Source organism: Duganella paludis (assembly GCF_054461335.1).
This window is the reverse complement of sequence record NZ_CM136922.1, coordinates 1,601,160-1,623,463: the sequence shown is the minus strand read 5'-3', so window position 1 is coordinate 1,623,463 and position 22,304 is coordinate 1,601,160. Positions and strand designations below refer to the sequence as shown.

At 62.5% G+C, this 22,304-nt stretch carries 25 protein-coding genes and 1 tRNA gene; 11 read left to right on the top strand and 15 right to left on the bottom strand.

Annotated elements, in window-relative coordinates; all coding sequences use genetic code 11:
* Positions 1–71: 71 nt before the first annotated feature.
* The 10 genes from ACXZ1M_RS07310 (at position 72) to ACXZ1M_RS07265 (ending at position 9,209) form a co-directional block, all read left to right on the top strand.
* Complete coding sequence (locus ACXZ1M_RS07310; protein WP_459052521.1) at positions 72–455, top strand: diacylglycerol kinase; 384 nt, start codon at positions 72–74, stop codon at positions 453–455.
* Between the two features lie 88 nt (positions 456–543).
* Positions 544–1,551: a sulfate ABC transporter substrate-binding protein gene (locus ACXZ1M_RS07305; protein ID WP_459052520.1), complete on the top strand. Its 1,008-nt coding sequence runs from the start codon at positions 544–546 to the stop codon at positions 1,549–1,551.
* A 5-nt stretch (positions 1,552–1,556) separates the two neighbouring features.
* Entirely contained in the window at positions 1,557–2,111 is a 555-nt protein-coding gene (locus ACXZ1M_RS07300; protein ID WP_459052519.1) for an RBBP9/YdeN family alpha/beta hydrolase, read from the top strand.
* A gap of 25 nt (positions 2,112–2,136) precedes the next feature.
* Positions 2,137–2,775 carry a peroxiredoxin gene (locus ACXZ1M_RS07295; RefSeq protein WP_161015131.1) on the top strand — a complete coding sequence of 213 codons (639 nt, stop codon included), beginning with the start codon at positions 2,137–2,139 and terminating at the stop codon, positions 2,773–2,775.
* Positions 2,776–2,846: 71 nt separating this feature from the next.
* Positions 2,847–3,623, top strand: a complete 777-nt coding sequence (locus ACXZ1M_RS07290) for a sulfite exporter TauE/SafE family protein (RefSeq protein WP_459052518.1) — start codon at positions 2,847–2,849, stop codon at positions 3,621–3,623.
* A gap of 95 nt (positions 3,624–3,718) precedes the next feature.
* Entirely contained in the window at positions 3,719–4,591 is an 873-nt protein-coding gene (cysT, locus tag ACXZ1M_RS07285; protein WP_459052517.1) for a sulfate ABC transporter permease subunit CysT, read from the top strand.
* Between the two features lies 1 nt (position 4,592).
* The gene (cysW, locus tag ACXZ1M_RS07280; protein ID WP_459052516.1) at positions 4,593–5,483 is read left to right on the top strand and encodes a sulfate ABC transporter permease subunit CysW; all 891 of its coding nucleotides are present in this window, start codon (positions 4,593–4,595) and stop codon (positions 5,481–5,483) included.
* Positions 5,484–5,487: 4 nt separating this feature from the next.
* Positions 5,488–6,558 carry a sulfate/molybdate ABC transporter ATP-binding protein gene (locus ACXZ1M_RS07275; RefSeq protein WP_459052515.1) on the top strand — a complete coding sequence of 357 codons (1,071 nt, stop codon included), beginning with the start codon at positions 5,488–5,490 and terminating at the stop codon, positions 6,556–6,558.
* Positions 6,555–7,487, top strand: a complete 933-nt coding sequence (locus ACXZ1M_RS07270; RefSeq protein WP_459052514.1) for a CysB family HTH-type transcriptional regulator — start codon at positions 6,555–6,557, stop codon at positions 7,485–7,487. Before ACXZ1M_RS07275 ends, ACXZ1M_RS07270 begins: the two co-directional genes overlap by 4 nt.
* Positions 7,488–7,604: 117 nt before the next feature.
* Complete coding sequence (locus ACXZ1M_RS07265) at positions 7,605–9,209, top strand: methyl-accepting chemotaxis protein (protein WP_459052513.1); 1,605 nt, start codon at positions 7,605–7,607, stop codon at positions 9,207–9,209.
* Positions 9,210–9,245: 36 nt separating this feature from the next.
* On the opposite strand, the gene ACXZ1M_RS07260 is transcribed toward ACXZ1M_RS07265, so the two are convergent.
* From ACXZ1M_RS07260 to ACXZ1M_RS07235, 6 genes are all read right to left on the bottom strand, one after another.
* Entirely contained in the window at positions 9,246–11,588 is a 2,343-nt protein-coding gene (locus tag ACXZ1M_RS07260; protein WP_459052512.1) for a TonB-dependent receptor plug domain-containing protein, read from the bottom strand.
* Positions 11,589–11,702: 114 nt separating this feature from the next.
* On the bottom strand, positions 11,703–12,752 hold the full coding sequence (locus ACXZ1M_RS07255; protein ID WP_459052511.1) for an aldo/keto reductase: 1,050 nt from the start codon (positions 12,750–12,752) through the stop codon (positions 11,703–11,705).
* A gap of 10 nt (positions 12,753–12,762) precedes the next feature.
* Positions 12,763–13,800, bottom strand: coding sequence for a quinone-dependent dihydroorotate dehydrogenase (locus ACXZ1M_RS07250; RefSeq protein WP_459052510.1), 1,038 nt, complete (start codon positions 13,798–13,800; stop codon positions 12,763–12,765).
* 33 nt (positions 13,801–13,833) lie between these two features.
* Complete coding sequence (locus tag ACXZ1M_RS07245; protein WP_459052509.1) at positions 13,834–14,562, bottom strand: arginyltransferase; 729 nt, start codon at positions 14,560–14,562, stop codon at positions 13,834–13,836.
* Positions 14,563–14,602: 40 nt separating this feature from the next.
* Positions 14,603–15,331 carry a leucyl/phenylalanyl-tRNA--protein transferase gene (gene aat, locus ACXZ1M_RS07240; protein ID WP_459052508.1) on the bottom strand — a complete coding sequence of 243 codons (729 nt, stop codon included), beginning with the start codon at positions 15,329–15,331 and terminating at the stop codon, positions 14,603–14,605.
* Positions 15,328–15,909 carry an NUDIX hydrolase gene (locus tag ACXZ1M_RS07235; RefSeq protein WP_459052507.1) on the bottom strand — a complete coding sequence of 194 codons (582 nt, stop codon included), beginning with the start codon at positions 15,907–15,909 and terminating at the stop codon, positions 15,328–15,330. Before ACXZ1M_RS07235 ends, aat begins: the two co-directional genes overlap by 4 nt.
* A gap of 161 nt (positions 15,910–16,070) precedes the next feature.
* Here ACXZ1M_RS07235 and ACXZ1M_RS07230 point away from each other — a divergent pair.
* A tRNA-Met gene (locus tag ACXZ1M_RS07230) sits at positions 16,071–16,147 on the top strand.
* Between the two features lie 21 nt (positions 16,148–16,168).
* On the opposite strand, the gene ACXZ1M_RS07225 is transcribed toward ACXZ1M_RS07230, so the two are convergent.
* From ACXZ1M_RS07225 to ACXZ1M_RS07185, 9 genes are all read right to left on the bottom strand, one after another.
* Positions 16,169–16,636: a DUF29 domain-containing protein gene (locus tag ACXZ1M_RS07225; protein WP_459052506.1), complete on the bottom strand. Its 468-nt coding sequence runs from the start codon at positions 16,634–16,636 to the stop codon at positions 16,169–16,171.
* A gap of 5 nt (positions 16,637–16,641) precedes the next feature.
* Positions 16,642–17,091 carry a DUF29 domain-containing protein gene (locus ACXZ1M_RS07220; protein WP_459052505.1) on the bottom strand — a complete coding sequence of 150 codons (450 nt, stop codon included), beginning with the start codon at positions 17,089–17,091 and terminating at the stop codon, positions 16,642–16,644.
* On the bottom strand, positions 17,049–17,516 hold the full coding sequence (locus ACXZ1M_RS07215) for a DUF29 domain-containing protein (protein ID WP_459052504.1): 468 nt from the start codon (positions 17,514–17,516) through the stop codon (positions 17,049–17,051). Before ACXZ1M_RS07215 ends, ACXZ1M_RS07220 begins: the two co-directional genes overlap by 43 nt.
* Positions 17,517–17,526: 10 nt before the next feature.
* Positions 17,527–17,967, bottom strand: coding sequence for a DUF29 domain-containing protein (locus tag ACXZ1M_RS07210; RefSeq protein ID WP_459052503.1), 441 nt, complete (start codon positions 17,965–17,967; stop codon positions 17,527–17,529).
* A gap of 46 nt (positions 17,968–18,013) precedes the next feature.
* Positions 18,014–19,048 carry a MerR family transcriptional regulator gene (locus ACXZ1M_RS07205; protein ID WP_459052502.1) on the bottom strand — a complete coding sequence of 345 codons (1,035 nt, stop codon included), beginning with the start codon at positions 19,046–19,048 and terminating at the stop codon, positions 18,014–18,016.
* A 16-nt stretch (positions 19,049–19,064) separates the two neighbouring features.
* The gene (locus tag ACXZ1M_RS07200) at positions 19,065–19,331 is read right to left on the bottom strand and encodes a hypothetical protein (protein ID WP_459052501.1); all 267 of its coding nucleotides are present in this window, start codon (positions 19,329–19,331) and stop codon (positions 19,065–19,067) included.
* A 66-nt stretch (positions 19,332–19,397) separates the two neighbouring features.
* Positions 19,398–20,291 (bottom strand): DNA-3-methyladenine glycosylase family protein, encoded by an 894-nt coding sequence (locus ACXZ1M_RS07195; protein WP_459052500.1) that lies wholly within the window; start codon positions 20,289–20,291, stop codon positions 19,398–19,400.
* Positions 20,288–21,172 carry a DMT family transporter gene (locus ACXZ1M_RS07190; RefSeq protein WP_459052499.1) on the bottom strand — a complete coding sequence of 295 codons (885 nt, stop codon included), beginning with the start codon at positions 21,170–21,172 and terminating at the stop codon, positions 20,288–20,290. The genes ACXZ1M_RS07195 and ACXZ1M_RS07190 overlap by 4 nt, the downstream gene beginning before the upstream one ends.
* An 85-nt stretch (positions 21,173–21,257) precedes the next feature.
* A complete protein-coding gene (locus ACXZ1M_RS07185) occupies positions 21,258–22,280 on the bottom strand; it encodes an XdhC family protein (RefSeq protein WP_459052498.1) in 1,023 nt (340 codons plus the stop codon).
* Positions 22,281–22,304: the final 24 nt, after the last annotated feature.

Genomic DNA, 22,304 nt, shown 5'->3' with positions numbered 1-22,304 from the left:
AAGCTTTATACCATAATGTGGAAAAAAGCGAAAATACTGCATAATGTGGCAATTCTTTTTGTGGCGACATCATGGATCCAATCAGCGAGTTCAAGAGCAAAAGCGGTCTCAAACGTATCTATACGGCGTTTTTCTATTCCATCGACGGCTTCCGTGCGGCGTGGAAGGGCGAGCATGCCTTCCGGCAAGAGGTGGGTCTGTTTTTGGTGGGCACCGTCATCGCGCTGGTGCTGCGGGTGTCGGCGTTTGAAAAGCTGGTGCTGATCGGTGTGTTGCTGCTGGTGTTGATCGTGGAGCTGATTAATTCCTCCATCGAGGCGGTGGTGGACCGGGTGTCGCTGGATCGTCATCCGCTGTCCAAGAATGCCAAGGATTTCGGCAGCGCCGCCGTGTTGCTAACCTGCATGCTGGCGCTCGCCACGTGGTCCGTCGTCCTGTACAACCGCTTCATATGATTTTCTTGTATATAGAACTGCTAAAAGCTTAGTTCTCATTTATAAGGGGCGGCAGTAATCTGAAGACCTTCACTACTAGGGGAATCAAATGCTGTCCAAAAAAATTATTGCCGCCGCCATCCTCGCGACTTCCGCAGTTGCCCCAGCCATGGCTGCGGAGATTTCGCTGCTGAACGTGTCGTATGATCCTACCCGCGAGCTGTACCAGGACGTCAACACCGCGTTCGCCAAGGAGTGGAAAGCCAAGACCGGCGATACCGTCAAGATCAAGCAATCGCACGGCGGTTCGGGCAAGCAGGGCCGTGCAGTGATCGACGGCCTGGAAGCGGACGTGGTCTCGCTGGCCCTGGCCTACGACATCGACGCCATCGCCGAGCACAAGCTGCTGGCCTCCGACTGGCAGAAAAAACTGCCGCACAACAGCACGCCTTACACCTCGACCATCGTGTTCCTGGTCCGCAAGGGCAATCCTAAGGGCATCAAGGACTGGAACGATCTGGTGAAACCAGGCGTGGCCGTCATCACCCCGAATCCGAAAACCTCGGGCGGTGCCCGCTGGAATCACCTGGCCGCTTACGGCTACGCCCTGCGTCAACCGGGCGGCACCGATGCCACCGCCAAGGAATTCCTGAGCAAGCTGTACAAGAATGTGCCGGTGCTGGACTCCGGCGCGCGCGGCGCCACCACCACCTTCGTGGAACGCGGCATCGGCGACGTGCTGATCGCCTGGGAAAACGAAGCCCTGCTGGCGATCAAGGAACTCGGCCCGACCAAGTTCGACATCGTCGCGCCATCGGTGTCCATCCTGGCCGAGCCGCCGGTGGCCGTGGTCGATAAAGTGGTCGACAAGCGCGGCACCCGCAAAGTGTCCGAGGCTTACCTGAACTTCCTGTACACCGATGAAGCGCAGGACATCATCGCCCAGAACTACTACCGTCCAGGCACCGAGAAAGCGTCGAAAAAATACGCTGCCCAGTTCCCGAACGTGAAGCTGTTCACCATCGCCCAGGTTGCCGGCGACTGGACCAAGGCGCAGAAAGTCCACTTCGCGGACGGCGGCGTGTTCGACCAGATCTACCAGCCTACCGGGAAGTAAATCGCATGCGCGGCGTCTTTGAACAGTTGCGCGTATTGATCGCGCTCGGCCTGCACAACAGCGGACCGGACCACTGGCAAAGCCGCTGGCAACGCCTGTTCCCCGCTTTCGAGCGGGTGCAGCAGGAGGATTGGGAAGCGCCGGACCTGCCGCGCTGGTCGGCCCGTGTCGACCAGCTACGGCAACAGGACCGCCGGCCGACCATCATCGTCGGCCACAGCTTCGGCGCGCTGGCGACGGTGCACAGCGTGGCGCGCGATCCCACCGGCGTGGTGGGCGTGCTGCTGGTGGCGCCGGCCGACCCCGACAAGTTCAACGTGGCGCCGCTGCTGCCGCAGCAGGCGCTGCCCGTGCCTTCCATCATGGTAGGCAGCACCAACGATCCCTGGATGGCCGCGCCGCGCGCGGAATTATGGGCTCGGCGCTGGCATAGTCGCTTCATCAACGGCGGCGCACTCGGCCATATCAATGCGGAGTCCGGCCTTGGCGACTGGCCCGAGGGATTGGAAACCTTGTACTTTTTAGCAGAGCAGGCGCACAATAGCGTCTTGTCCTTGTGACCATCTTTTTACTCTGGAGACCAATATGACCATTCGTCTGGGCGACACCGCACCTGATTTTGAACAAGACTCGTCGATCGGCAAGCTGAAATTCCATGAGTGGGCTGGCAATTCGTGGGTGGTGCTGTTCTCGCACCCTGCGGACTTCACGCCAGTCTGCACCACCGAACTGGGCCTGACCGCCAAGCTGAAACCTGAGTTCGACAAACGCAATGTGAAAGCGATCGCGCTGTCGGTGGACCCGGCCGAATCGCACACGGCGTGGATCAAGGATATCGAAGAGACCCAGAACACCGTGGTCGGCTTCCCGATCATCGCCGATGCGGACCGCAAAGTGGCGACGCTGTACGACATGATTCACCCGGAAGCGTCGGCCACCGCGACCGTGCGCACCCTGTTCGTGATCGACCCGAACAAGAAGGTTCGCCTGAGCATCACCTATCCAATGAGCACCGGCCGCAACTTCGACGAAGTGCTGCGCGTGATCGATGCGCTGCAACTGACCGACGGCTACACCGTGGCTACCCCGGGCAACTGGAAAGATGGCGATGATGTGATCATCCCGCTGACCGTGCAAGATCCGGAAGTACTGAAGCAAAAATATCCAAAAGGTTTCAGCTCGCCACGCCCATACCTGCGCGTGACGCCACAACCGAACAAATAAGCTTATAAGTTTTCCGTTGTTTGGATCTTTCCTCAAAGTAGTTACCCTTCGGGCCTACTTTGGGGAAGCTTATGGATTTGCTTTTTGTCGCATCTGGGTTTGGGGTGGGCCTGCTGGTCGGCATGACCGGCGTCGGCGGTGGTTCGCTGATGACTCCGCTCCTGACCTTGCTGTTCGGTGTCACGCCGGCCGTTGCCGTTGGCACCGACCTGGCCTTCGCCTCGCTCACCAAGGGCGTCGGCACCTTCACCCATCGAATGCGCGGCACGGTCCACTGGGACATCGTGCGCCGCCTCTGCCTCGGCGCGCTGCCTGCCGCCTTGCTCGCCAGCCTCGGCCTTAAATACTTCGGTACCCTCAGCAAAGAGATGGGCCAGATCATCCGCTACACCATCGCCGGCTCGGTCATGCTGACCGTGGTCGCGCTGCTGTTCCGCGCCAAGATGCTGGCCTGGATCACCGCCCATCCCGAACGCCAGTTGCAGGGCAGGGCGCTGCACACCGCCACCATCGTCTCCGGCGCCGTGCTCGGCGTGCTGGTGACCATCTCCTCGATCGGCGCCGGCGCCATCGGCGCCACCCTGCTGGTGATGCTGTATCCGCGCCTGACCGCCGCCGAAGTGGCCGGCACCGACATCGCCTACGCCGTGCCCCTGACCGCCATCGCCGCCATCGGCCATTGGTGGCTTGGTTCGATCGATTGGATGTTGCTGTTGACCTTGCTGGTCGGTTCCGTTCCAGGCATCACCATCGGCGCCTACGCCGCCCGCGCCGTGCCTGAACGATTGCTGCGCGGAATCCTTGCTGTCACCCTGGTAGCAGTTGCGGCCAAGCTGGTATATAGCTGAAACATCTAACCAAATGACTAATGCTTCGTTTGTAATATGAAGCATTGATGAGAATATGCAGCCCTTATAGAAGGATTTGTAATAAGGGAGCATATATGTCTGCAGTTCTCGCTGCGCCCGCTACGGCACCTGTTGCCGTGAAGGGCGCTCCGTTCCGGGTCATGCCGGGTTTCCGGCTATCGCTGGGATTTACGATTTTCTACCTGACGCTGATCGTCCTGATCCCGCTGTCGGCTGTGTTCCTGAAGACCTTCACCATGAGCTGGGATGCGTTCTGGACCACGGTGACGTCGGCCCGCGTGATGGCTTCCTACAAGCTGACGTTCGGCGCTTCGCTGATCGGCGCTTTCATCAACGTCATCTTCGGCGGCATCGTCGCCTGGGTCCTGGTGCGCTATGAATTCCCCGGCAAGCGCATCGTCGACGCGCTGGTCGATCTGCCGTTCGCGCTGCCGACCGCAGTCGCCGGCATCACCCTGACCGCGCTGTATTCTGCCAATGGCTGGCTGGGCCGCTTCATCGAAGGCGAGCTCGGCATCAAGGTGGCGTTCACGCCGCTCGGCGTGGTGATCGCGCTGACCTTCATCGGCCTGCCGTTCGTGGTGCGCACCGTGCAACCGGTGCTGGAAGACGCTGAACGCGAGCTCGAAGAAGCCGCCGCCAGCCTCGGCGCGAACTCGTGGCAGACCTTCAGCCACGTGGTGTTTCCGACCATCCTGCCGTCGCTGATGACCGGTTTCGCGCTGGCCTTCGCGCGCGCCACCGGCGAATACGGTTCCGTGATTTTCATCGCCGGCAACATGCCGATGGTGTCCGAGATCACGCCGTTGTTCATCATTACCAAGCTGGAGCAGTACGACTACGCCGGCGCCACCGCGATCGCCACCGTGATGCTGGTGGTGTCCTTCCTGCTGCTGTTGGGGATCAACCTGTTGCAAGCCTGGGCTCGCGGAAAGTCGGGGAAATAAGATGAGCGGAGTTCCAACCACCACCGTGCGTCGCGGCGAACTGCCGTCCGCGCCGAAGTCCCTGGAGCCGGGCTGGGTGCGTATCGTATTGATCATCGTCGCGCTGCTGTTCCTGACGCTGTTCCTGTTCGTGCCGCTGGTCTCGGTATTCTTCGAGGCGCTGCGCAAAGGCTGGGGCGCCTACAGCGCCGCCATCTTCGAAGACGACGCCATCTCGGCCATCAAGCTGACCCTGATCACGGCCGTCATCGCCGTGCCGCTCAACCTGGTGTTCGGCGTGGCGGCATCGTGGTGTATCGCCAAGTTCGAGTTCCGTGGCAAGAGCATTCTGCTGACGCTGATCGACTTGCCGTTCTCGGTGTCGCCGGTGATCTCGGGCCTGATCTATGTGCTGCTGTTCGGTGCGCAGGGCTGGCTCGGTCCATGGCTGCAAGAGCACGACATCAAGATCCTGTTCGCGGTGCCGGGCATCGTGCTGGCCACCATCTTCGTCACCTTCCCGTTTGTGGCGCGCGAGCTGATCCCGCTGATGCAGGTGCAGGGCAATGAAGAGGAAGAAGCCGCCATCGTGCTGGGCGCTTCGGGCTGGGATACCTTCCGCCGCGTGACGCTGCCCAACATCAAGTGGGGCCTGCTGTACGGCGTGATCCTGTGTAACGCCCGCGCCATGGGCGAGTTCGGCGCGGTGTCGGTGGTGTCCGGCCACATCCGTGGCGAGACCAACACCATGCCGCTGCAGGTCGAGATCCTCTACAACGAATACAACTTTGCCGCCGCCTTTGCCGTGGCGTCCCTGTTGGCCTTGCTGGCCCTGGTGACGCTGGTTGTGAAAACCTTTATCGCCTGGCGCCTGAACGAATCCATCGCCGACGACGTGCGCACTACGGAGTAATACCATGACGATCGAAGTAAAAAACATCAACAAGCGTTTCGGCGATTTCGTCGCCCTCAACAATGTGTCGCTGGACTTTCCGCAGGGCGAGCTGACCGCGCTGCTGGGCCCGTCGGGCTGCGGCAAGACCACGCTGCTGCGCTGCATCGCCGGCCTGGAGCATCCGGACTCGGGCCAGGTGCTGCTCGACGGCCAGGATGCCTCGGCCCGCCACGTGCGCGAGCGCCAGGTCGGCTTCGTGTTCCAGCACTACGCGCTGTTCAAGCACATGACCGTATTTGAAAACGTCGCTTTCGGCCTGCGCGTGAAACCGCGCGCCGAGCGTCCGTCGGAAGACCAGATCCGCCGCAAGGTGAAAGACCTGCTGGAGCTGGTGCAGCTGGACTGGCTGGCAGACCGCTATCCGCCGCAGCTGTCGGGCGGTCAGCGCCAGCGTATCGCCCTGGCGCGCGCGCTGGCGGTTGAGCCGCGTGTCTTGCTGCTGGACGAACCGTTCGGCGCGCTGGACGCGAAGGTGCGCAAGGAACTGCGTCGCTGGCTGCGCCGCCTGCACGACGAACTGCACGTGACTTCCATCTTCGTTACCCACGACCAGGAAGAAGCGCTGGAAGTAGCCGACCAGGTGGTGCTGATGAACAAGGGTAACGTCGAACAGATCGGCGCCCCGGACGAGGTCTACAACCACCCGGCCTCGCCGTTCGTGTACGGCTTCCTGGGCAATGTGAACGTGTTCCACGGCCGCGTGCAGGACGGCGTGCTGGCCACCGGCGAAGCCAGCTTCGACGTGCCGGGCCAGCCGGCTGCGGCAGGCAAGGGCACGGCCTATGTGCGTCCGCACGAACTGGACGTCGACCGCTACACGCCGGGCGCGGAAGGGATCGTCGTCACGCTGCGCCGCGCCCACGCGATCGGTCCACTGGCGCAGCTCGATCTGGAGCGCGGCGACAACGCCGAGCTGATCGAAGCCGTCATCCCCAATGAACGCTTCAGCAGCCTGGGCCTGAAAGAAGGCGACACGCTGGTGGTGCGTCCGAAACGTCTGCGCGTGTTCGTGGACGAAGGAGCTTCCATATGAATTTTCAACAGCTGCGGTCCATCCGCGAAGCCGCCCGTCGCGGCTACAACCTGACCGAAGTGGCGAATGCCCTGTTCACCTCTCAGCCTGGCGTGTCGCGCCAGATCCGCGAGCTCGAAGATGAACTGGGCGTCGTGATTTTCGAACGCAACGGCAAGCGCCTGACCGGCATGACCGAGCCGGGCAAGGGCATCCTGAAGATCATCGACCGCCTGCTGATCGAGGCCGAGAACCTGCAGCAGGCCAGCCTGGAATACACGGGCCAGCAAAGCGGCACGCTGAGCGTGGCGGCCACCCACACCCAGGCGCGCTATGCGCTGCCGAAAGTGGTGCAGAGCTTCCGCAGCGCCTATCCGGACGTGCGCATCGCCCTGCAGCAGAGCGCGCCGGAGCACATCGCCGAGTGGATCTTGTCGGGCAAGACCGACATCGGCATCGCCACCGAGGGCCTGTCGCAGTTCCCGGACCTGGTGTCGTTCCCGTGCTACCGCTGGAGCCACATCATCGTGGTGCCGGACGGCCACCCGTTGCTGGCGCGCTCGCCGATCAAGCTGGAAGACCTGGCCGAGTTCCCGCTGATTACCTATGACGTCGGCTTCACCGGCCGTGGCCACATCGACGCCGCCTTCGCGCAAGCCGGCGTGCGTCCGGACATCGTGCTGACCGCCATGGACTCGGACGTGATCAAGCAGTACGTCGCGCTGGGCCTGGGCGTGGGCATCGTCGCTTCGATGGCCTTCGACCATGGCCGCGACAAAGGCATGCGCGCGGTGGAAGCGTCGCATCTGTTCGCGCAGAACACCACCCGTCTGGCGGTGCGCAAAGGGGCTTATCTGCGTTCCTACGCCTACCACTTCATCCAGGAATTCGCGCCGGACCTGACCCGCGCCGACATCGACGCCGCCCTCAACGGCGGGGATCTCTCCTGATCCGATGCCGCCGCCACCAAGTGTGGCGGCGGCATGACAGTTCCCAAAATTTTTCCTAATTGCATGATCAAATGACCATATACTAAATCCGGGCATCCAACTCCGGGGAGTACGAATATGGGCATCGGCAACTGGAAAATCGGCTACCGCCTGGCAGCCGGTCTGGGCGTGGCTATCATCTTCATGATCGGCATCGCCGTGGTAGGGATAGGCAATCTTGGCAAGTTGAACAACAACACCAAGGATCTCGCCATCGACAAAGTTCCCAAGGTTATCCTCGCATATGAAACCATCGGCGGCCTGAACGACATCGCCCGCGCCATGCGCAACGCCATGCTGTCCAACGACCCGGCCGTGATCAAGGCGGAGCTGGAGCGGGTGGACAAGCGCAAGGTGGAAAACACCGAGCGCCTCGACAAGCTGGGCAAGCTGATCGCCGACGACGAGGGCACCGAAAGCAAGGCCAAGCTGCAGGTCGTGCTCGACACCGGCGCAAAATACCTGGTGGTGCAGAACGCTTTCGTTGCCATGTCGGCGGACGGCAGCAAGCATGACGAAGCGATCAAGTATTTGCTGAGCACGGTGCGCAAGGAACAGACCGCGTACATGAACGCGCTGACCGACATGGTCAAGTTCCAGACGGCGGCGGTGGAGGATGCCAGCGTGGTATCCGAGCAGGCCTATACCAGCTCGCGCAACATGATGGTGATGCTGACGGTGCTGGCTTCCGCGCTCGCGGCGTGGGTGCTGTTCTGGATTACGCGCAGCATCACGCAGCCATTGAACCGCGCGGTGGGCATGGCACAGGCGGTGGCCGGCGGCGACTTGACCATGCGCATGGAGTGCAACACCACCGATGAAACCGGCCAACTGCTGCGCGCGCTGATCGACATGAACGATTCGCTGGCGCGTACCGTGGGGCAGGTGCGCTCGGGGACGGACACCATCACCACCGCCTCGAATGAAATCGCCAGCGGCAATCTCGATTTGTCGTCGCGCACGGAGCAGCAGGCTTCGAGTTTGGAAGAGACTGCGTCGTCGATGGAGGAACTGACGTCCACCGTGTCGCAGAATGCCGAGAATGCGCGCCAAGCCACCAAGCTGGTGCTGGCGGCGTCCGATTATGCGACCAAGGGCGGGAAGGTGGTGGGCGAGGTGGTCAGCACCATGGGGGCTATCAAGGAGAGTTCGAGCAAGATTGTGGACATCATCAGCGTGATTGACGGGATTGCGTTCCAGACCAATATCCTGGCGTTGAATGCGGCGGTGGAAGCGGCGCGCGCCGGTGAGCAAGGCAGGGGCTTTGCGGTTGTGGCGTCCGAGGTGCGCAACCTGGCGCAGCGATCGGCGTCGGCGGCCAAGGAGATCAAGGAATTGATCGGGCGTTCGGTGGAGACGGTGGATGCGGGCTCGTCGCTGGTGGATCAGGCCGGGGCGACCATGCAGAGCATTGTGCAGTCGGTGAAGCAGGTGGCGGAGATCATGCATCAGATCAGCGCCGCCAGCAGCGAGCAGAGCACGGGGATCGAGCAGGTCAATCAAGCCATTGTGTCGATTGATGATGTGACGCAGCAGAATGCGGCGCTGGTGGAGCAGGCTGCTGCGGCGGCGCAGAGCATGCGTGATCAGGCGGATTTGTTGGCGCAGGCGGTTAGCGTGTTCAAGCTGGCGGGAAACCCACCGCCAGCAAAAACGCAACTGAAGCGACTGACGGCCGCTTGAGCCGCAACGCTAACCCCGGCAAGGCCGGGGTAGCGATCACCAGGTATAACCAGCCTTGGCGTAGTAGTACCGGCCATTGAATCCGTTCGGCGCGAATCCGCTGTAGGGGTTGATGCCGTTGTTGTTGAGATTACTCGCCGACGTGACCTTGTCCGGATAACGGTCGGTTACATTGTCCACCCCCACGCTCAAGCGCCAGTTCTGGCCGAGCTTGACACTGGCCGACAGGTCCAGCACCCATTGCGGATTGTAGTTCTGATCCAGCGTCGCGTTGTTCTGCGGTACGGTGAAGCTGCCGTAACGCGTAACCACCGCGCGCGCTCCCCATTGCGCCAGCGACCAGTCGGTCGCTAGGCTGAACTTGTCCTTCGGCGAACCCACCGTCAGCCGGTTGATGGTCTGGCGATCGATCAAGGTCAGGCCGTTGGCCGTCAAGATCGCCGGATTCGCATTCACGTGTTCCAGTGCAGTCTTGTTGTGGTTGTAGGCGGCGGTGAAGTCATAACGCCCGGCGCTGCCGGCTTCCCAGCGATACGTGCTCAGGATGTCGACGCCGGTGGTGCGCGTGTCGATGGCGTTGGTGAAGTAGCGGCCGGCGCCCACCAGCAGGCCTTGCGTCGCCAGCACGGTTTGCAGCGCGGGCGACAGCGTCATGTTGGCCGACAGCGCAACGCGGTCGTCGATGTCGATGCGGTAGGCGTCGATCGAGGCGGTCCAGTTGCGGGTCGGCTGGAATTGCAGGCCGAGGCTGTAGTTGCGGGCTTTCTCCGCTTTCAGCGGCGTCGCGCCCAATGCGGCGGCGGCCGCGCTGCCCACCGCGAAGGTGCCGGTTTCGATCGGCGTGTTGACACCATTGACCACCGAGAAATTGGTGGTGGTGATGGTGTAGAACTGCTGCGCCAGCGACGGCGCGCGGAAGCCGGACGAGGCGGTCGCGCGCAGCGATACCGCGTCGTTGAAGGCGTAGCGGGTCGATGCCTTGGCCGAGGTGGTGTTGCCGAAGTCGCTGTAGCGTTCGTGGCGCAGCGCGGCCGAGGCTGAGAACTGCTTGGTGATTTCCGCTTCGAAGTTGGCGTAAGCCGAGACGTTGTGACGGTCGTTGCTGCCGGCGTTCACCGGACGGAAGCCGGAGAAGCCCTGCGCGCCGCTGCCGCTGTAGGAGGCTTCGTCGCCGGCGCCGATCTCGTATTTTTCTCGGCGGTATTCGGCGCCCAGCGCCACCGTCAGCGGGCCGCTGAAGCCGTCCACCGGCAATTCGTGGGCGATGTCGAAGTTCAGCAGCGTCTGCGTGTTCTTCAGCTTGCCGGCGTAGAAGTGCGTCGGGCTGGCGGCGAGCAGCGACAGGTTGACCGTGTTGTCGAGGTCGAGTTCGAATTCATTGCTGCCGTAGTTGGCGCTCAGGTCCCAGCGCCAGCCGCTGGCCTCGCCACGCAGGCCGGTCGCCAGCGAGGTGTCGGTGGAGGTGCTGTTTTCCAGCGGCAGGAAGCCCTCCGGGAAGATCGTCGAGCGGCCGAAGCTTCGCCAGGTGGCGGCGGCCGAGGTCTTGCGCTGGCCGTAGTTGGCGAAGGCGTACCAGTCGATGTCGTCGCTCACGCGGTACTGGCTGTTGGCGAACAGCGTGCGCGGCTTGGTTTCCGGATCGCCGAAGCGCTGGTTGACCTTGCCGTAGCGCGGGTCGGTCGGGAAGCGGAAGTCGGCGCCGGCGCGGTTGGTCGGATCGCGGTCGGCCGCGTCCACCGCCAGGCGCAGCCAGCCGTCCTCGCCGAGATTGAAGCCGGCCGAGCCGCGCAGCGAGACTTGCTTGCCGTCGCGTTCCTGGTACTCGCCGAAGCCGATTTCGGCATCGCCGCCGGCCGCGCCTTTTTTCAGGATGATGTTGATCACGCCGGCAATCGCGTCCGAGCCATACAGCGCGGCGGCGCCGTCGCGCAGCACTTCGATATGGTCGATGGCAGACAGCGGAATCGCGTTCAGGTCGACCGGCGCCGAGCCGCGTCCCTGCGTGCCGTTGACGTTGACCACGGCGGAGGCATGACGGCGCTTGCCATTCACCAGCACCAGCACCTGGTCCGGCGACAGGCCGCGCAGCTGCGCCGGACGCACGGCGTCGCTGGCGTCGGCGCCGGAAGGGCGCGGGAAATTCAGCGATGGCAGCACGCGGCCCAGCACGGTGGCCAGTTCGGTCGAACCGCTGGCCTGCAGCTCGCGCGCGCCGATGATGTCGACCGGCGATTCGGTATCGACGGTGCGGCGGTTCTTGGCATAGGTGCCGGTGACAACGACCGACTGCAATTCGCCGTCGGCAGCTTGTTGTTGTGCGAAGGCGGGAATAACGATGGAGGAAATCAGGGAGGCAAGCAGCAGGGGGCGAACGCGCATCGGTAAACTCTTTAAAGTATCAATGTCAAAAAGCTTATCAGTGGGCGGGTATATTGCCCACTAATCCTTTGGACTAATGATATTCAGGTTTTGGATATAACGTCGCCCCGAAGCTTATTGGCCGGGGTTGGTGATGGCGGCGTGGATCTGGTCCACTTGCTTGATGACGTCCAGCGGCAGCACCACGTCGTAGGCGTCGATGTTGTGCTTGAGCTGCTCCAGGTTGGTGGCGCCGATGATGGTCGAGGCCACGAACCAGCGCGAGTAGCACCAGGCCAGCGCCAGTTGCGTCGGCGTCAGGCCGTTGTCGCGCGCCAGCTGCGCGTAGCGCGTCGCCGCTTCCACCGTCGCCGGACGCAGGTAGCGCGGGCTCCAGTTCGACGGGAAGATGGTCAGGCGGCCGTGCGCCTTCGGATCGTCGATGTATTTGCCGGTCAGTTGGCCGAACGCCAGCGGGCTGTACGCCAGCAGGCCGACGTTCTCGCGGTAGCAGGTCTCGTCCAGCAGGCTGGTTTCGTAGTGGCGCGCGGTGAGGTTGTAGAGGTTCTGGATAGTGGCGATGCGCGGCAGCCCCTTCATCTCGGATTGCTTGATGAATTCGTTCACGCCCCAGCACGATTCGTTCGATACGCCGATGGCGCCGATCTTGCCTTCCTTGACCAGCTCGCCCAGCGCGGCCAGCGTTTCCTCGATCGGCACGCAGTCGCGCTCCTGCTTGGGATTGAAGACGTTGTTGCCGAAGATGGGCACGTTGCGGCTCGGCCAGTGCAATTGGTATAAATCGATATGCTCGATCTGCAGGCGCTGCAGGCTGGTCTCCACCGCCGCCTTCAGGTTGGCGGCGTCGAAGTTGCGCGCGCGGCCGCCGCGCAGCCAGGTCACGCTGGCGTTGGGGCCGGCGGCCTTGGTGGCGATCACCACCTTGTCGCGCAGGCCGGTCTTCTTCAGCCAAGTGCCGATGTAGCGCTCGGTCGAGCCCTGCGTTTCCGCGCGCGCCATCACCGGGTACATTTCCGCCGTGTCGATGAAGTTGATGCCGCGCTCGAACGCGTAGTCGAGCTGGCTGTGCGCTTCCGCTTCGGTATTCTGCTCGCCCCAGGTCATGCTGCCGAGGCAAACCTTGCTGACTTCCAGATGACTCGATCCCAGTTGTACCTTCTGCATGGCTGTTTCCTTAACGACGAAGCGCGTCCGCACAATCCTTGATCAGTGCCGGGCCGGCGTAGATCAGGCCGCTGTACAGCTGCACCAGCTGCGCGCCGCAATCCATTTTGACCTTGGCGTCCGCGCCCTGCATGATGCCGCCCACGCCGATGATCGGCAGGGCGTCGCCCAGCTCGGCCTTGAGCAGGCGGATCACATTGTTCGAGAACTGGAACACCGGCGCACCCGACAGGCCGCCCGCTTCGGCTCCGTGCAACATGCCGGTGACGGCGTCGCGGTTCAGGGTGGTGTTGGTGGCGATAACGCCGTCGATCTTGTGGCGGATCAGCACGTCGGCGATGTTCTTGACCTGGTCGCCATCCATGTCCGGCGCGATCTTCAGGGCCAGCGGCACGTAGCGCTTGTGCTGGTCCGCCAGGCGCAGCTGGGCGTCCTTCAGCGTGCTCAGCAGGCCATCGAGTTCCGAGCCGCCCTGCAGCTGGCGCAGGTTCTTGGTGTTGGGCGAGGAGATGTTGACGGTGACGTAGCTGGCGTAAGGGTAGACCTTCTCCAGGCAGTGCAGGTAGTCGTCGGTGGCGCGCTCGATCGGGGTGTCGGCATTCTTGCCGATGTTCAGGCCCAGCACGCCGGCCTTGTCCTGGTAGAAGCGCGAGGACTGCACATTGGCCACGAAGGCATCCACGCCGCCGTTGTTGAAGCCCATGCGGTTGATGATGGCGTGCGCTTCCGGCAGGCGGAACATGCGCGGCTTCGGGTTGCCCGGCTGCGCGCGCGGCGTCACGGTGCCCACTTCCACCGAACCGAAGCCCAGGTCGGCCAGCGCGTCGATGTAGGCGCCGTCCTTGTCCAGGCCGGCGGCCAGGCCGACCGGGTTCTTGAAGGTGATGCCCATGACGGTGCGCGGATCGGCCTTCGGTTGCTGGATCAGCTTGGTCAGGCCGAGGGCGGCGGCGCGTTTCAGCACAGGCAGGGTGAAGTGGTGGGCGGCTTCGGCGTCCATCGAGAACAGCATCGGACGGGCCAGGGAGTACAGGAATTTGTTGGACATGGGGCGCTCTGGTTGTAATTCGCCCGTATTTTATCAGGCGTCCAGCACGCTCCACACGCCTTTTACCCGCGCTTCCAGCGGCTTGAAGTTGGTTTTGTAGGACATTTTCGGACTTTCACGTATCCAGTAGCCGAGATAGACATACGGCAGCTTGAGTTCGCGCGCCTGTTCGATCTGCCACAACACGTTGAAGGTGCCGTAGGAGGCGTTCTCCATGTCGGGATCGAAGAAGGTGTAGACCGAGGACAGGCCGTCCGACAGCACGTCGATGATGCTGACCATGCGCAGCGTGCCGCCCGGCTCGCGGAACTCCACCAGGCGCGTGTTGACGCGGCTTTGCAGCAGGAATTGCGCGTACTGGTCGCGGCTGTCCTGGTCCATGCCGCCGCCGGCGTGGCGCTTGCTCTGGTAGCGCAGATAGAGCTCGTAGTGCTCGTCGGAGAAGGACAGGGTGGCGACGCCGGCGATCAGGTCGCCATGCTTGCTCCAGGCGCGGCGCTGGGTGCGGTTGGGGCGGAACTGGTCGGCCACCACGCGCACCGGGATGCAGGCCTGGCAACCGTCGCAATATGGACGATAAGTAAAGATGCCGCTGCGGCGGAAGCCGTTCTTCACCAGCTCCGAGTAGACGTCCGCATTAATCAGGTGCGAAGGCGTAGCCACCTGCGAGCGGGCCTGACGGGCGTCAAGGTAGCTGCAAGGATAGGGCGCCGTGGTGTAAAACTGTAGCGTCGCGAAAGGCAGGTCGTTCAGGTGCGTCATGCACGTCCTAACTGGCGGGTGGTTGTGTCTTGATGCTAGCTTAACTGGCTGGCGCGAGTGGTGCAATTGGTTCCCAGCTGGTGATCTGAGGCAATTCAATACTGTTGCGCAGATGCGCCAGGAATTGTGCCCTGGGAATCGGCGCAGCGCCCAGCGAGGCCAGATGGCCGGTCTCTTGTTGGCAATCGATCATCTTTACTCCGTGGGCATGCAGGAACCGCACCAGATAGGACAAGGCGATCTTGGAGGCGTCGCTGACGCGCGCGAACATCGATTCGCCGTAGAACATGCGGCCGATGCAGACGCCGTAGGCGCCGCCCACCAGTTCGCCATCGAGCCAGACTTCGGCCGAGTGCGCGTAGCCCAGGCGGTGCAGGCCGGTGTAGCCGGCGATGATCTCGTCCGAGATCCAGGTGCCGGGGCCGTCGCGGCGCGGCGCGGCGCAGGCGCGCATCACGTCTTCGAAGGCGCTGTCGAAGCGGACCTGCCAGCGGCCGCCGTCCTCCCGGCTGCGTTCGATCTTGCGCAGGGTTTTCTTGAGCGAGTCGGCGATGCGGAAGTTTTCGGTCAGCAGCACCATGCGCGGGTCGGTGCTCCACCACAGGATGGGCTGGCCTTCCGAGAACCACGGGAAGATGCCGTGCTTGTAGGCCATCAGCAGGCGCGGCGGCGACAGGTCGGCGCCGGCCGCAAGCAGGCCTGGCGCGTCCTTGGTCAGGGCCTCGGAGACGTCGGGAAAGGGCGTATGGGTGTCAAGCCAAGGGATCACGTTGGTTCGAGGTCCGAGCGCATGTTACGGGTAATGTCCTGGGTGTGGAAGCCGTAGTTGCCACCTTCACGGATTTTGACGCGGTCGGCGAAGAACAGTTCCAGCGTGGTGCGGATGGTGGGGAAGGCCAGGTCGTCCCAGGGGATTTCCGCTTCGCTGAACATGCGCACGTCCAGGCTTTCCTCGCCGGGCGCGAAATCGAGGTCGAGCAGTTCGGCCAAGTAGAACATATGGACCTGGTGCACGCGCGCGACGTTCAGCAGCGAGAACAGGGGGCCGAGCTTGATGTTGGCGCCGGCTTCCTCTTCGGTTTCGCGCATGGCGGCCTCGCCGGTGGTTTCATTGTTTTCCATGAAGCCGGCCGGCAGCGTCCAGTAGCCGTGGCGCGGTTCGATGGCGCGCTTGCACAGCAGGACCTTCAGTTCGCCGTCGCGCTCCCACACGGGAATCGAGCCCAGCACCATTTTGGGATTCTGGTAATGGATGGCGGCACAGTTGCTGCAAACATAACGGGGACGGTTATCGCCGGCCGGAATGGAGAGGCTGACGGGGGAAGCGCATTCGGAGCAGAATTTCATAAACTAGGTGAGCAAGTCGGTTTAGTGCTTACTTTACACCGATTGCCGCCTGCGCGGCGTGCCGCCCACAACGGTGGGCCGGCATTTATTCGATCTATCGTGATTCTTTTCAGGATTAATATTGCCTAAGCTCCAGATCTGCCCTATAATAACGGCACAGACGCGGGGTGGAGCAGTCTGGCAGCTCGTCGGGCTCATAACCCGAAGGTCACAGGTTCAAATCCTGTCCCCGCAACCAAATTTCAAGCCGTTGATACCGTCAGGGATCAGCGGCTTTTTGGTTTTTGTCCGGGAAAAAAGCTTCGTCGAGAATTTGGTCGGTAGTGTAAGGCGCTTCTTTCGGAAACGTTGAGATCGGCAGATGGGTTTCTTCTGCCGCGTCCCTGACTGCATGCGGATAAGCATCCGCAACATAGTCATCCAGTCTTCGCCGCAGGCTTGGCATCCTCTTGAGTACCTTTGCGATTTGGCGACGCTGCGTTTTGATCGTCTGGCGCCAGCTATTGCAGATGCGTGCCGGTAGAAACTGATATTTCAAGAGGTGGTGCAATAGTAGTTGGATGCGGGTTTCCACCTCGCGTTTGTCTTTGCGCACTTGGTATCCCAGTTCTGAGATGATGTTTTCCAGATCCAGCTGATCGAATTGACCGGCGCGCAGCAAGGCGATCTGGTATTCGGTCCAGATCAGGGCGTCGGTTTCGTAGAGGCTGTTGAGATGATCGTCCATGGCTTTCAGGTTTCGCCTGGGAAGAAGTCGCTATCAAGAATCTGGTCCAAGCTATATGGATTTTCTTGAGGGAAGCAGGCAACAGCTGTACGTGTCTCACGTGCCGCCGCAGTCACTGCTTTAGGATAATTGCGCATGACATATTCCTCGACCTGCGTTCGCAGGCTGGGCATTTGCTCCAAAATGCTTAGGATTTCATTCCGGTGCTCGATTATTTTGCTAACCCAGCTTGGTGAGTGCCGTTGAGGCTGAAACTGGTATTTAAGTAAATTCGTGAGTAAGCCGCGCAGACGACTTGCGACCTCGTCCTTGTCCGTTTGTACTTGGTACTTCAACTCCAAAATGATGTTTTCCAAATCGAGTTGATCGAATTTTCCGGCACGTAGCAGCGCGATCTGGGTTTCTGTCCAGATCAGGGCGTAGGTGTCATAGGGCTTGTTGATGTGATCGTCCATGGCATGAAGTCCTGTTCCAGTAGTTGCTCCTTGGTGTAGGTCAGTGTTTCGGGGAAGCTGGAGCGCGGCAGGCGGGCTTTGATGGTCAGGCGCTCGGCGATGTCGGCGTAGGCTTCGGCGATGTAGCCGTCGAGCAGCGGTTCGAGACTGGGCATTTCTTCGACCAGCTTGGCTATCCAATGCCTGTGCCCGCAGAGTTTTCCCAGCCATCGGCCGGATACACGTTCGGGATAAAGTTTGCTTTTCAAGAAGTAGTGCATCAGTTTTCGCACGTGCCGTTTCAATTCCTTTCTTTCCTCCTTCGCCAGGTTCAGCACTTCCGCCATCAAATTTTCCAGATCCAGTCGTTCAAAGTCCTGCGTGTGCAGGAGCTTGATTTGGCGTTGGATCCAGATGTAGTAGTCGGCGTTGTACAAGGCGCTCACGGTCACTCCTTTATGGCAGGTAGTTGTTGTCCAGGATTTGCCTGAGCGTGTAGGGCAAGGATTCTGGAAAATGTGAGATCGGGATGCCGGTTTCCCTGGCTGCTTTGCGCCGTGCGTATTTGTAGGCGTCGTGCATGGCGTCCTCCAGCTTCGGTCGCAGGCTGGGCATGCGTTTCAATCCGGCTTTGATGCGGTCACGCTGCTCGAAAATGGTGTTGATCCAGCTGCCCGTGATGTGGTCGGGCTGCTGCTGGAATTTCAACAGGTGCATGATGAGTATAGTCAGCCGGTGCTCAAGTTCATGTCGCTTGCGTATGCCCATGGATGCGAGTTCCTCGATGAGGTTGGGCAGATCAAGTCGTGCGAAATCGCGGGTCCGTAGCAGCTCCGCCTGGTGGTGCGCCCAGCGGTGGAAGTCGGCCTGGTAGAGGTTGTTGAGATGATCGTCCATGGGACACCATCGTAGAACGGTGAGGGGACTCTTACTTTATGCCGGATCAAACAGGCCCGCAAGCGGCCACCGCCGTGCGGATGTAGTCCAACGTGGCCGGGCTGACCCAGGTGCCTTTCAGCAGTTCGGGTTCGTTGTCGTGGGCCTGACGCACTTTGGCCTGCGTCTGCGGATCGCTGCCGGCGCGTGCGCGGAACAGGGCCATCCATTCCCGCGCCAGCACCTGCGTGGACGCGTGCTCCGGCGCCACGCCGCGCTCGATGTGCTGGTGCACTTTGATGAACAGCGCGATCCACTCCTGCGCGTACTTGCCGCTGTTGATGCGCAGGTGACGCATCTCGTCTTCGTTCAGGTATTTCGCATACAGCGCCATCTTGCGTTCGTTGAAGGCCTTGCCCACATAATTGCGGACCTCGTCCGGAATCGGCGAGCGGCGCCGGGCGGCGGCTTCCTGGTCCATCATCATCGTCATGCGCCGCGCGAAGTCGGGATTGGCGGCGGTGTCGCGCTCCAGCGTTTCCATCCAGCGTTGCGCCAGTTGGCCCGCTTCCTCGTTTTCCACCGGCACGCCGCGCGCCATCAGGCCGCGCGCTTCATCCACCATGCCGCGCCAGATGGCGTTGCGGCGCGCGTCCTGCTGCCAGAACGGCAGGCGGCGCAGTTCTTCCGACGTGAAGTACTGCTCGTAGAGTTTCATGTGTTCCAGCGCGTCGAGCCAGTCGTGCAGCGCTGGCGCGTCGTCGCCGTCCATCTGCTGCTGCAGGCGGCTCAGTTGTTCGCGCAGCGTGCTGGCTTGTTTGATCTGCTGGTCCAGCGCGGCGATCTGCTGCGCCACCACGTCCGCAAACGGCGCTTCCTCGCTGGCGAGGAAGGTGGCGATGTCGGCCAGGGACATGCCGAACTTGCGCAAGGCCTGTATCTGGTGCAGCCGTGCGACATCGGTGCCGTTGTAGAGACGATAGCCCGACTCGGCGCGCGCCGATGGCGTCAGCAGCCCGATGCTGTCGTAGTGATGCAGCGCGCGCACCGTCAGCCCGGAGCGCGCCGCCAGTTCGCCGATTTTCAGTACCGATTTATCCATGTACCGGAGTGTAGCCTTAAACGCTGGCCTTGATGAGGCCCAGGCCCGCCGCCGCATCGCCATGCTCGATCCGGCGAAAGCCGAAGTGCGACAGCATGTGCTCCAGCATCTGCGGCGTGAAGGCGCTGAGCGCGTAGTCGAAGGTGATGCTGCTGCCCGGCGCGCAGCAGGCGACATCCTGCAGGATGCGCATGACTTCATCCGGCTTGAGCGCCGCGCTGGCGCCCATCCAGGTCAGGTGGCCGGGGACGCCGGATTGTTGCAGTTGGTCGAGATTGTGCATGAGGTTCTCCGTGAGGTTCATGCAAGGGAGCGTAAAGCCTGACGTAACGTGAGGCTCAAGCGATTTTTAATCTTCGGCGCGCGGATGCAGGCTGGCCCACAGGTGGGCGGCGGCCATGGTGCGGTGCGGGCTGTAGGCGGCCAGGATTTGTTCGGTGCGTTTCATGTCCGGCTTGGCCTCTTCGCCGAGCAGGGTTTGCAGGGCGGCGCGCACCGCCACGTCGCCGTGCAGCGAGCAGTCGGCGTGGCCGTAGCCGCGCAGCAGGCCGTAGTTGACGGTCCACGGGCCGATGCCTTTGACGGCCAGCAGCGCGGCCGAGATGTGTTCGATGCTGTTTGTCGGCGTGACGTCCAGTTGCAATTCGCCGTTGGACACCAGCGTCGCCAGGCGCAGCAGGGTCTCCGCCTTGGCGCGCGAGAATTTGCGGCTGGTGAGATCGTCCATCGACAGTGCCGCCGCGTCCTGCGCGGCCGGGTAGCACCACAAGCCGCTGCTGTGCTGTCGGCCTGCTTGCAAGATGAAGGTGCGGCGCAGGGCGATGGCGAACGACAGGTTGATCTGCTGGCCGATGATGGCCCAGGTCAGCGCCTCGAACACGGTGGCCGATTGCACGATGCGCAGGCCGGGCTGCTTGCGTGCCAGCGCGGCAAACAGTTTGTCCTTTTTCACGAAGGCGCTGAACGCCGCCGGATCGATGCGCAGGCCCAGGATGTTGAGCACCGCTTCGCGCACCTGCTCCTGCGCAGCCTTGGACAACTTGCCGTCGGCGTGCACGGTGATGCTGGCGCTGGTGGGCAGAAACACGACGTCCAGCACCACCGGCACGCCATCCAGCACCACGCCCTTGCGCAGCCTGTCGGCGCCGACTTCCTCCGCGATGCTTTCGGCGTCGCGGCGGTGGAAGACCAGCACGTCGTGCAAGCGATAATCGGCCGGCAGCTCCAGCGTGTAAGGCTTCATGCGGCGCGGGCCTTGAGGCTGAAGCTGGGGCGGAAGCCGGTGACCAGCGCGGTGCCGGCGATGACGATGGCGGCGCCGGCGAAGGTGTACCAGCCGACCGTCTCACCGAGGAACAGCACGCCCCACAGGATGCCGAACAGGGGGCTGAGGAAGGTCACCGTCAGCGCCGACGATGGGCCGACGTCCTGGATCAGGCGGAAGTAGATCAGGTAAGCCACGCCGCTGCACAACACGCCCAGCGCGATCACGGCGGCCATGATGCCCATGGTGGGCTCGGACGGCGCCGGGAAGAAGGGCACCACCGGCAGCACCAGCAGCGCCGAGGCCCACATCGAGCCGTGCGCGTTGGCGAACGGCTCGACCGTCTTGGCCTGCTTGGCGTAGTTGCTGGCGATGCCGTAGTTGAAGGAGGCGAACAGCACGGCCGCAATCGCGATACCGGCGCCCGACTTGGAGCTGACATGGTCGAAGCCCACCAGCAGCGCGACGCCCACCGTGCCCAGTGCGAGGCCGATTAGCACCTTGGCGCTGACCATGTGGCGCGACCAGACGGCGGCGATCAGCGTGCCCCACAGCGGCGTGGTGGCGTTCAGCACCGCCAGCAAGGAGGCCGACAGCGTGCGCGCGGCGAACGCGAACATCAGGAAGGGAATCGCGGAGTTGAACAGGCCGAGGATGAGGTAGTGCTTCCAGTGCTGCTTGAGGTCCAGTTTCTTTTGCAGGAATACGCCGATCACGGCCAGGAAGATGGCGGCGAACAGCACGCGGTATTCGATCAGCACCGCAGCACCCAGCACCGGCGCGGCGATGCGCATGAACAGGAAGGAGCCGCCCCAGATGGCGGCGAGAAGGATGAGACGGAGTAGGTTGGCGGTGCTCATGCAGTTTTCCAGTAGGTCGGTGGGCGGCGCTATTGTCCCGCATCGCTGCCGGCGGCGCCAGCCGGTTCTTGCTTTTGAATGCCGGCTACACCGCGCCGTTTTCCACCACGCAGACGGCGGCGCCCGGCGTCGTGGGGGCGGCGGCGTGCGGCACGATCATCTCGGTCGGCACGCCGTTTTTGATGGCGGTCATTTCGGCCAGGATGGAGATGGCGATTTCGGAGGGCGTCTTGCTGCCGATGTACAGGCCTATCGGCCCATGCAGGCGCGCCAGCTGCGCCGGCGTCAGGTCGAATTCCAGCAGCCGCTCGCGGCGCTTGCTGTTGTTCAGGCGCGAGCCGATCGCGCCGACGTAGAACGCCTCCGACTTCAAGGCCTCCATCAGCGCCAGGTCGTCCAGCTTGGGATCGTGCGTCAGCGCGACCACGGCGCTGCGGTGGTCCAGCCGCATGTCGAGCACCACGTCGTCCGGCATCTCGTGCACCAGCTGCACGCCGTCCACATGCCAGCCGGCGCGGTATTCCTCGCGCGGATCGCACACGGTGACGGCATAGTCCATGGCCAGCGCGATCTGCGCCAGGAAGCGCGACAACTGGCCGGCGCCGATGATCAGCAGCCGCCAGCGCGGGCCGTGCAGCGTGACCATGGCCTGCGTGCTGACCTGCATCTGCGCGCCCGGCGTGGCCTTGGACAGTTCCACCTCGCCGCTGTGCAGGTCGAGCCGGCGCTGCACCAGCTCGTGGCGTTCCAGCCGCTCCAGCAGCTCGGCGATGCGGCTGCGTTCGGACAGCGGTTCGATCGACAGTTCAATGGTGCCGCCGCAAGGCAGGCCGAAACGATGGGCCTCATCGGCCGTGATGCCGTAGCTGACGATTTCCGGAATGGTGCGTACGATGCCCTCGTTGCGCACGCGGGCGATCAGGTCGTCCTCGATGCAGCCGCCCGAGACCGAGCCGATCACCGTGCCGTCTTCACAGATGGCCAGCGTGGCGCCGATGGGACGCGGGCTGGAGCCCCAGGTCTTGATGACGGTGATCAGTTCGCAGCGGCGCCCGGAGGCGATCCACGCGGCGCTGGTTTTCAATACTTCGAGGTCGATAGAGTCCATGAATGGAATATACTACGACGATGC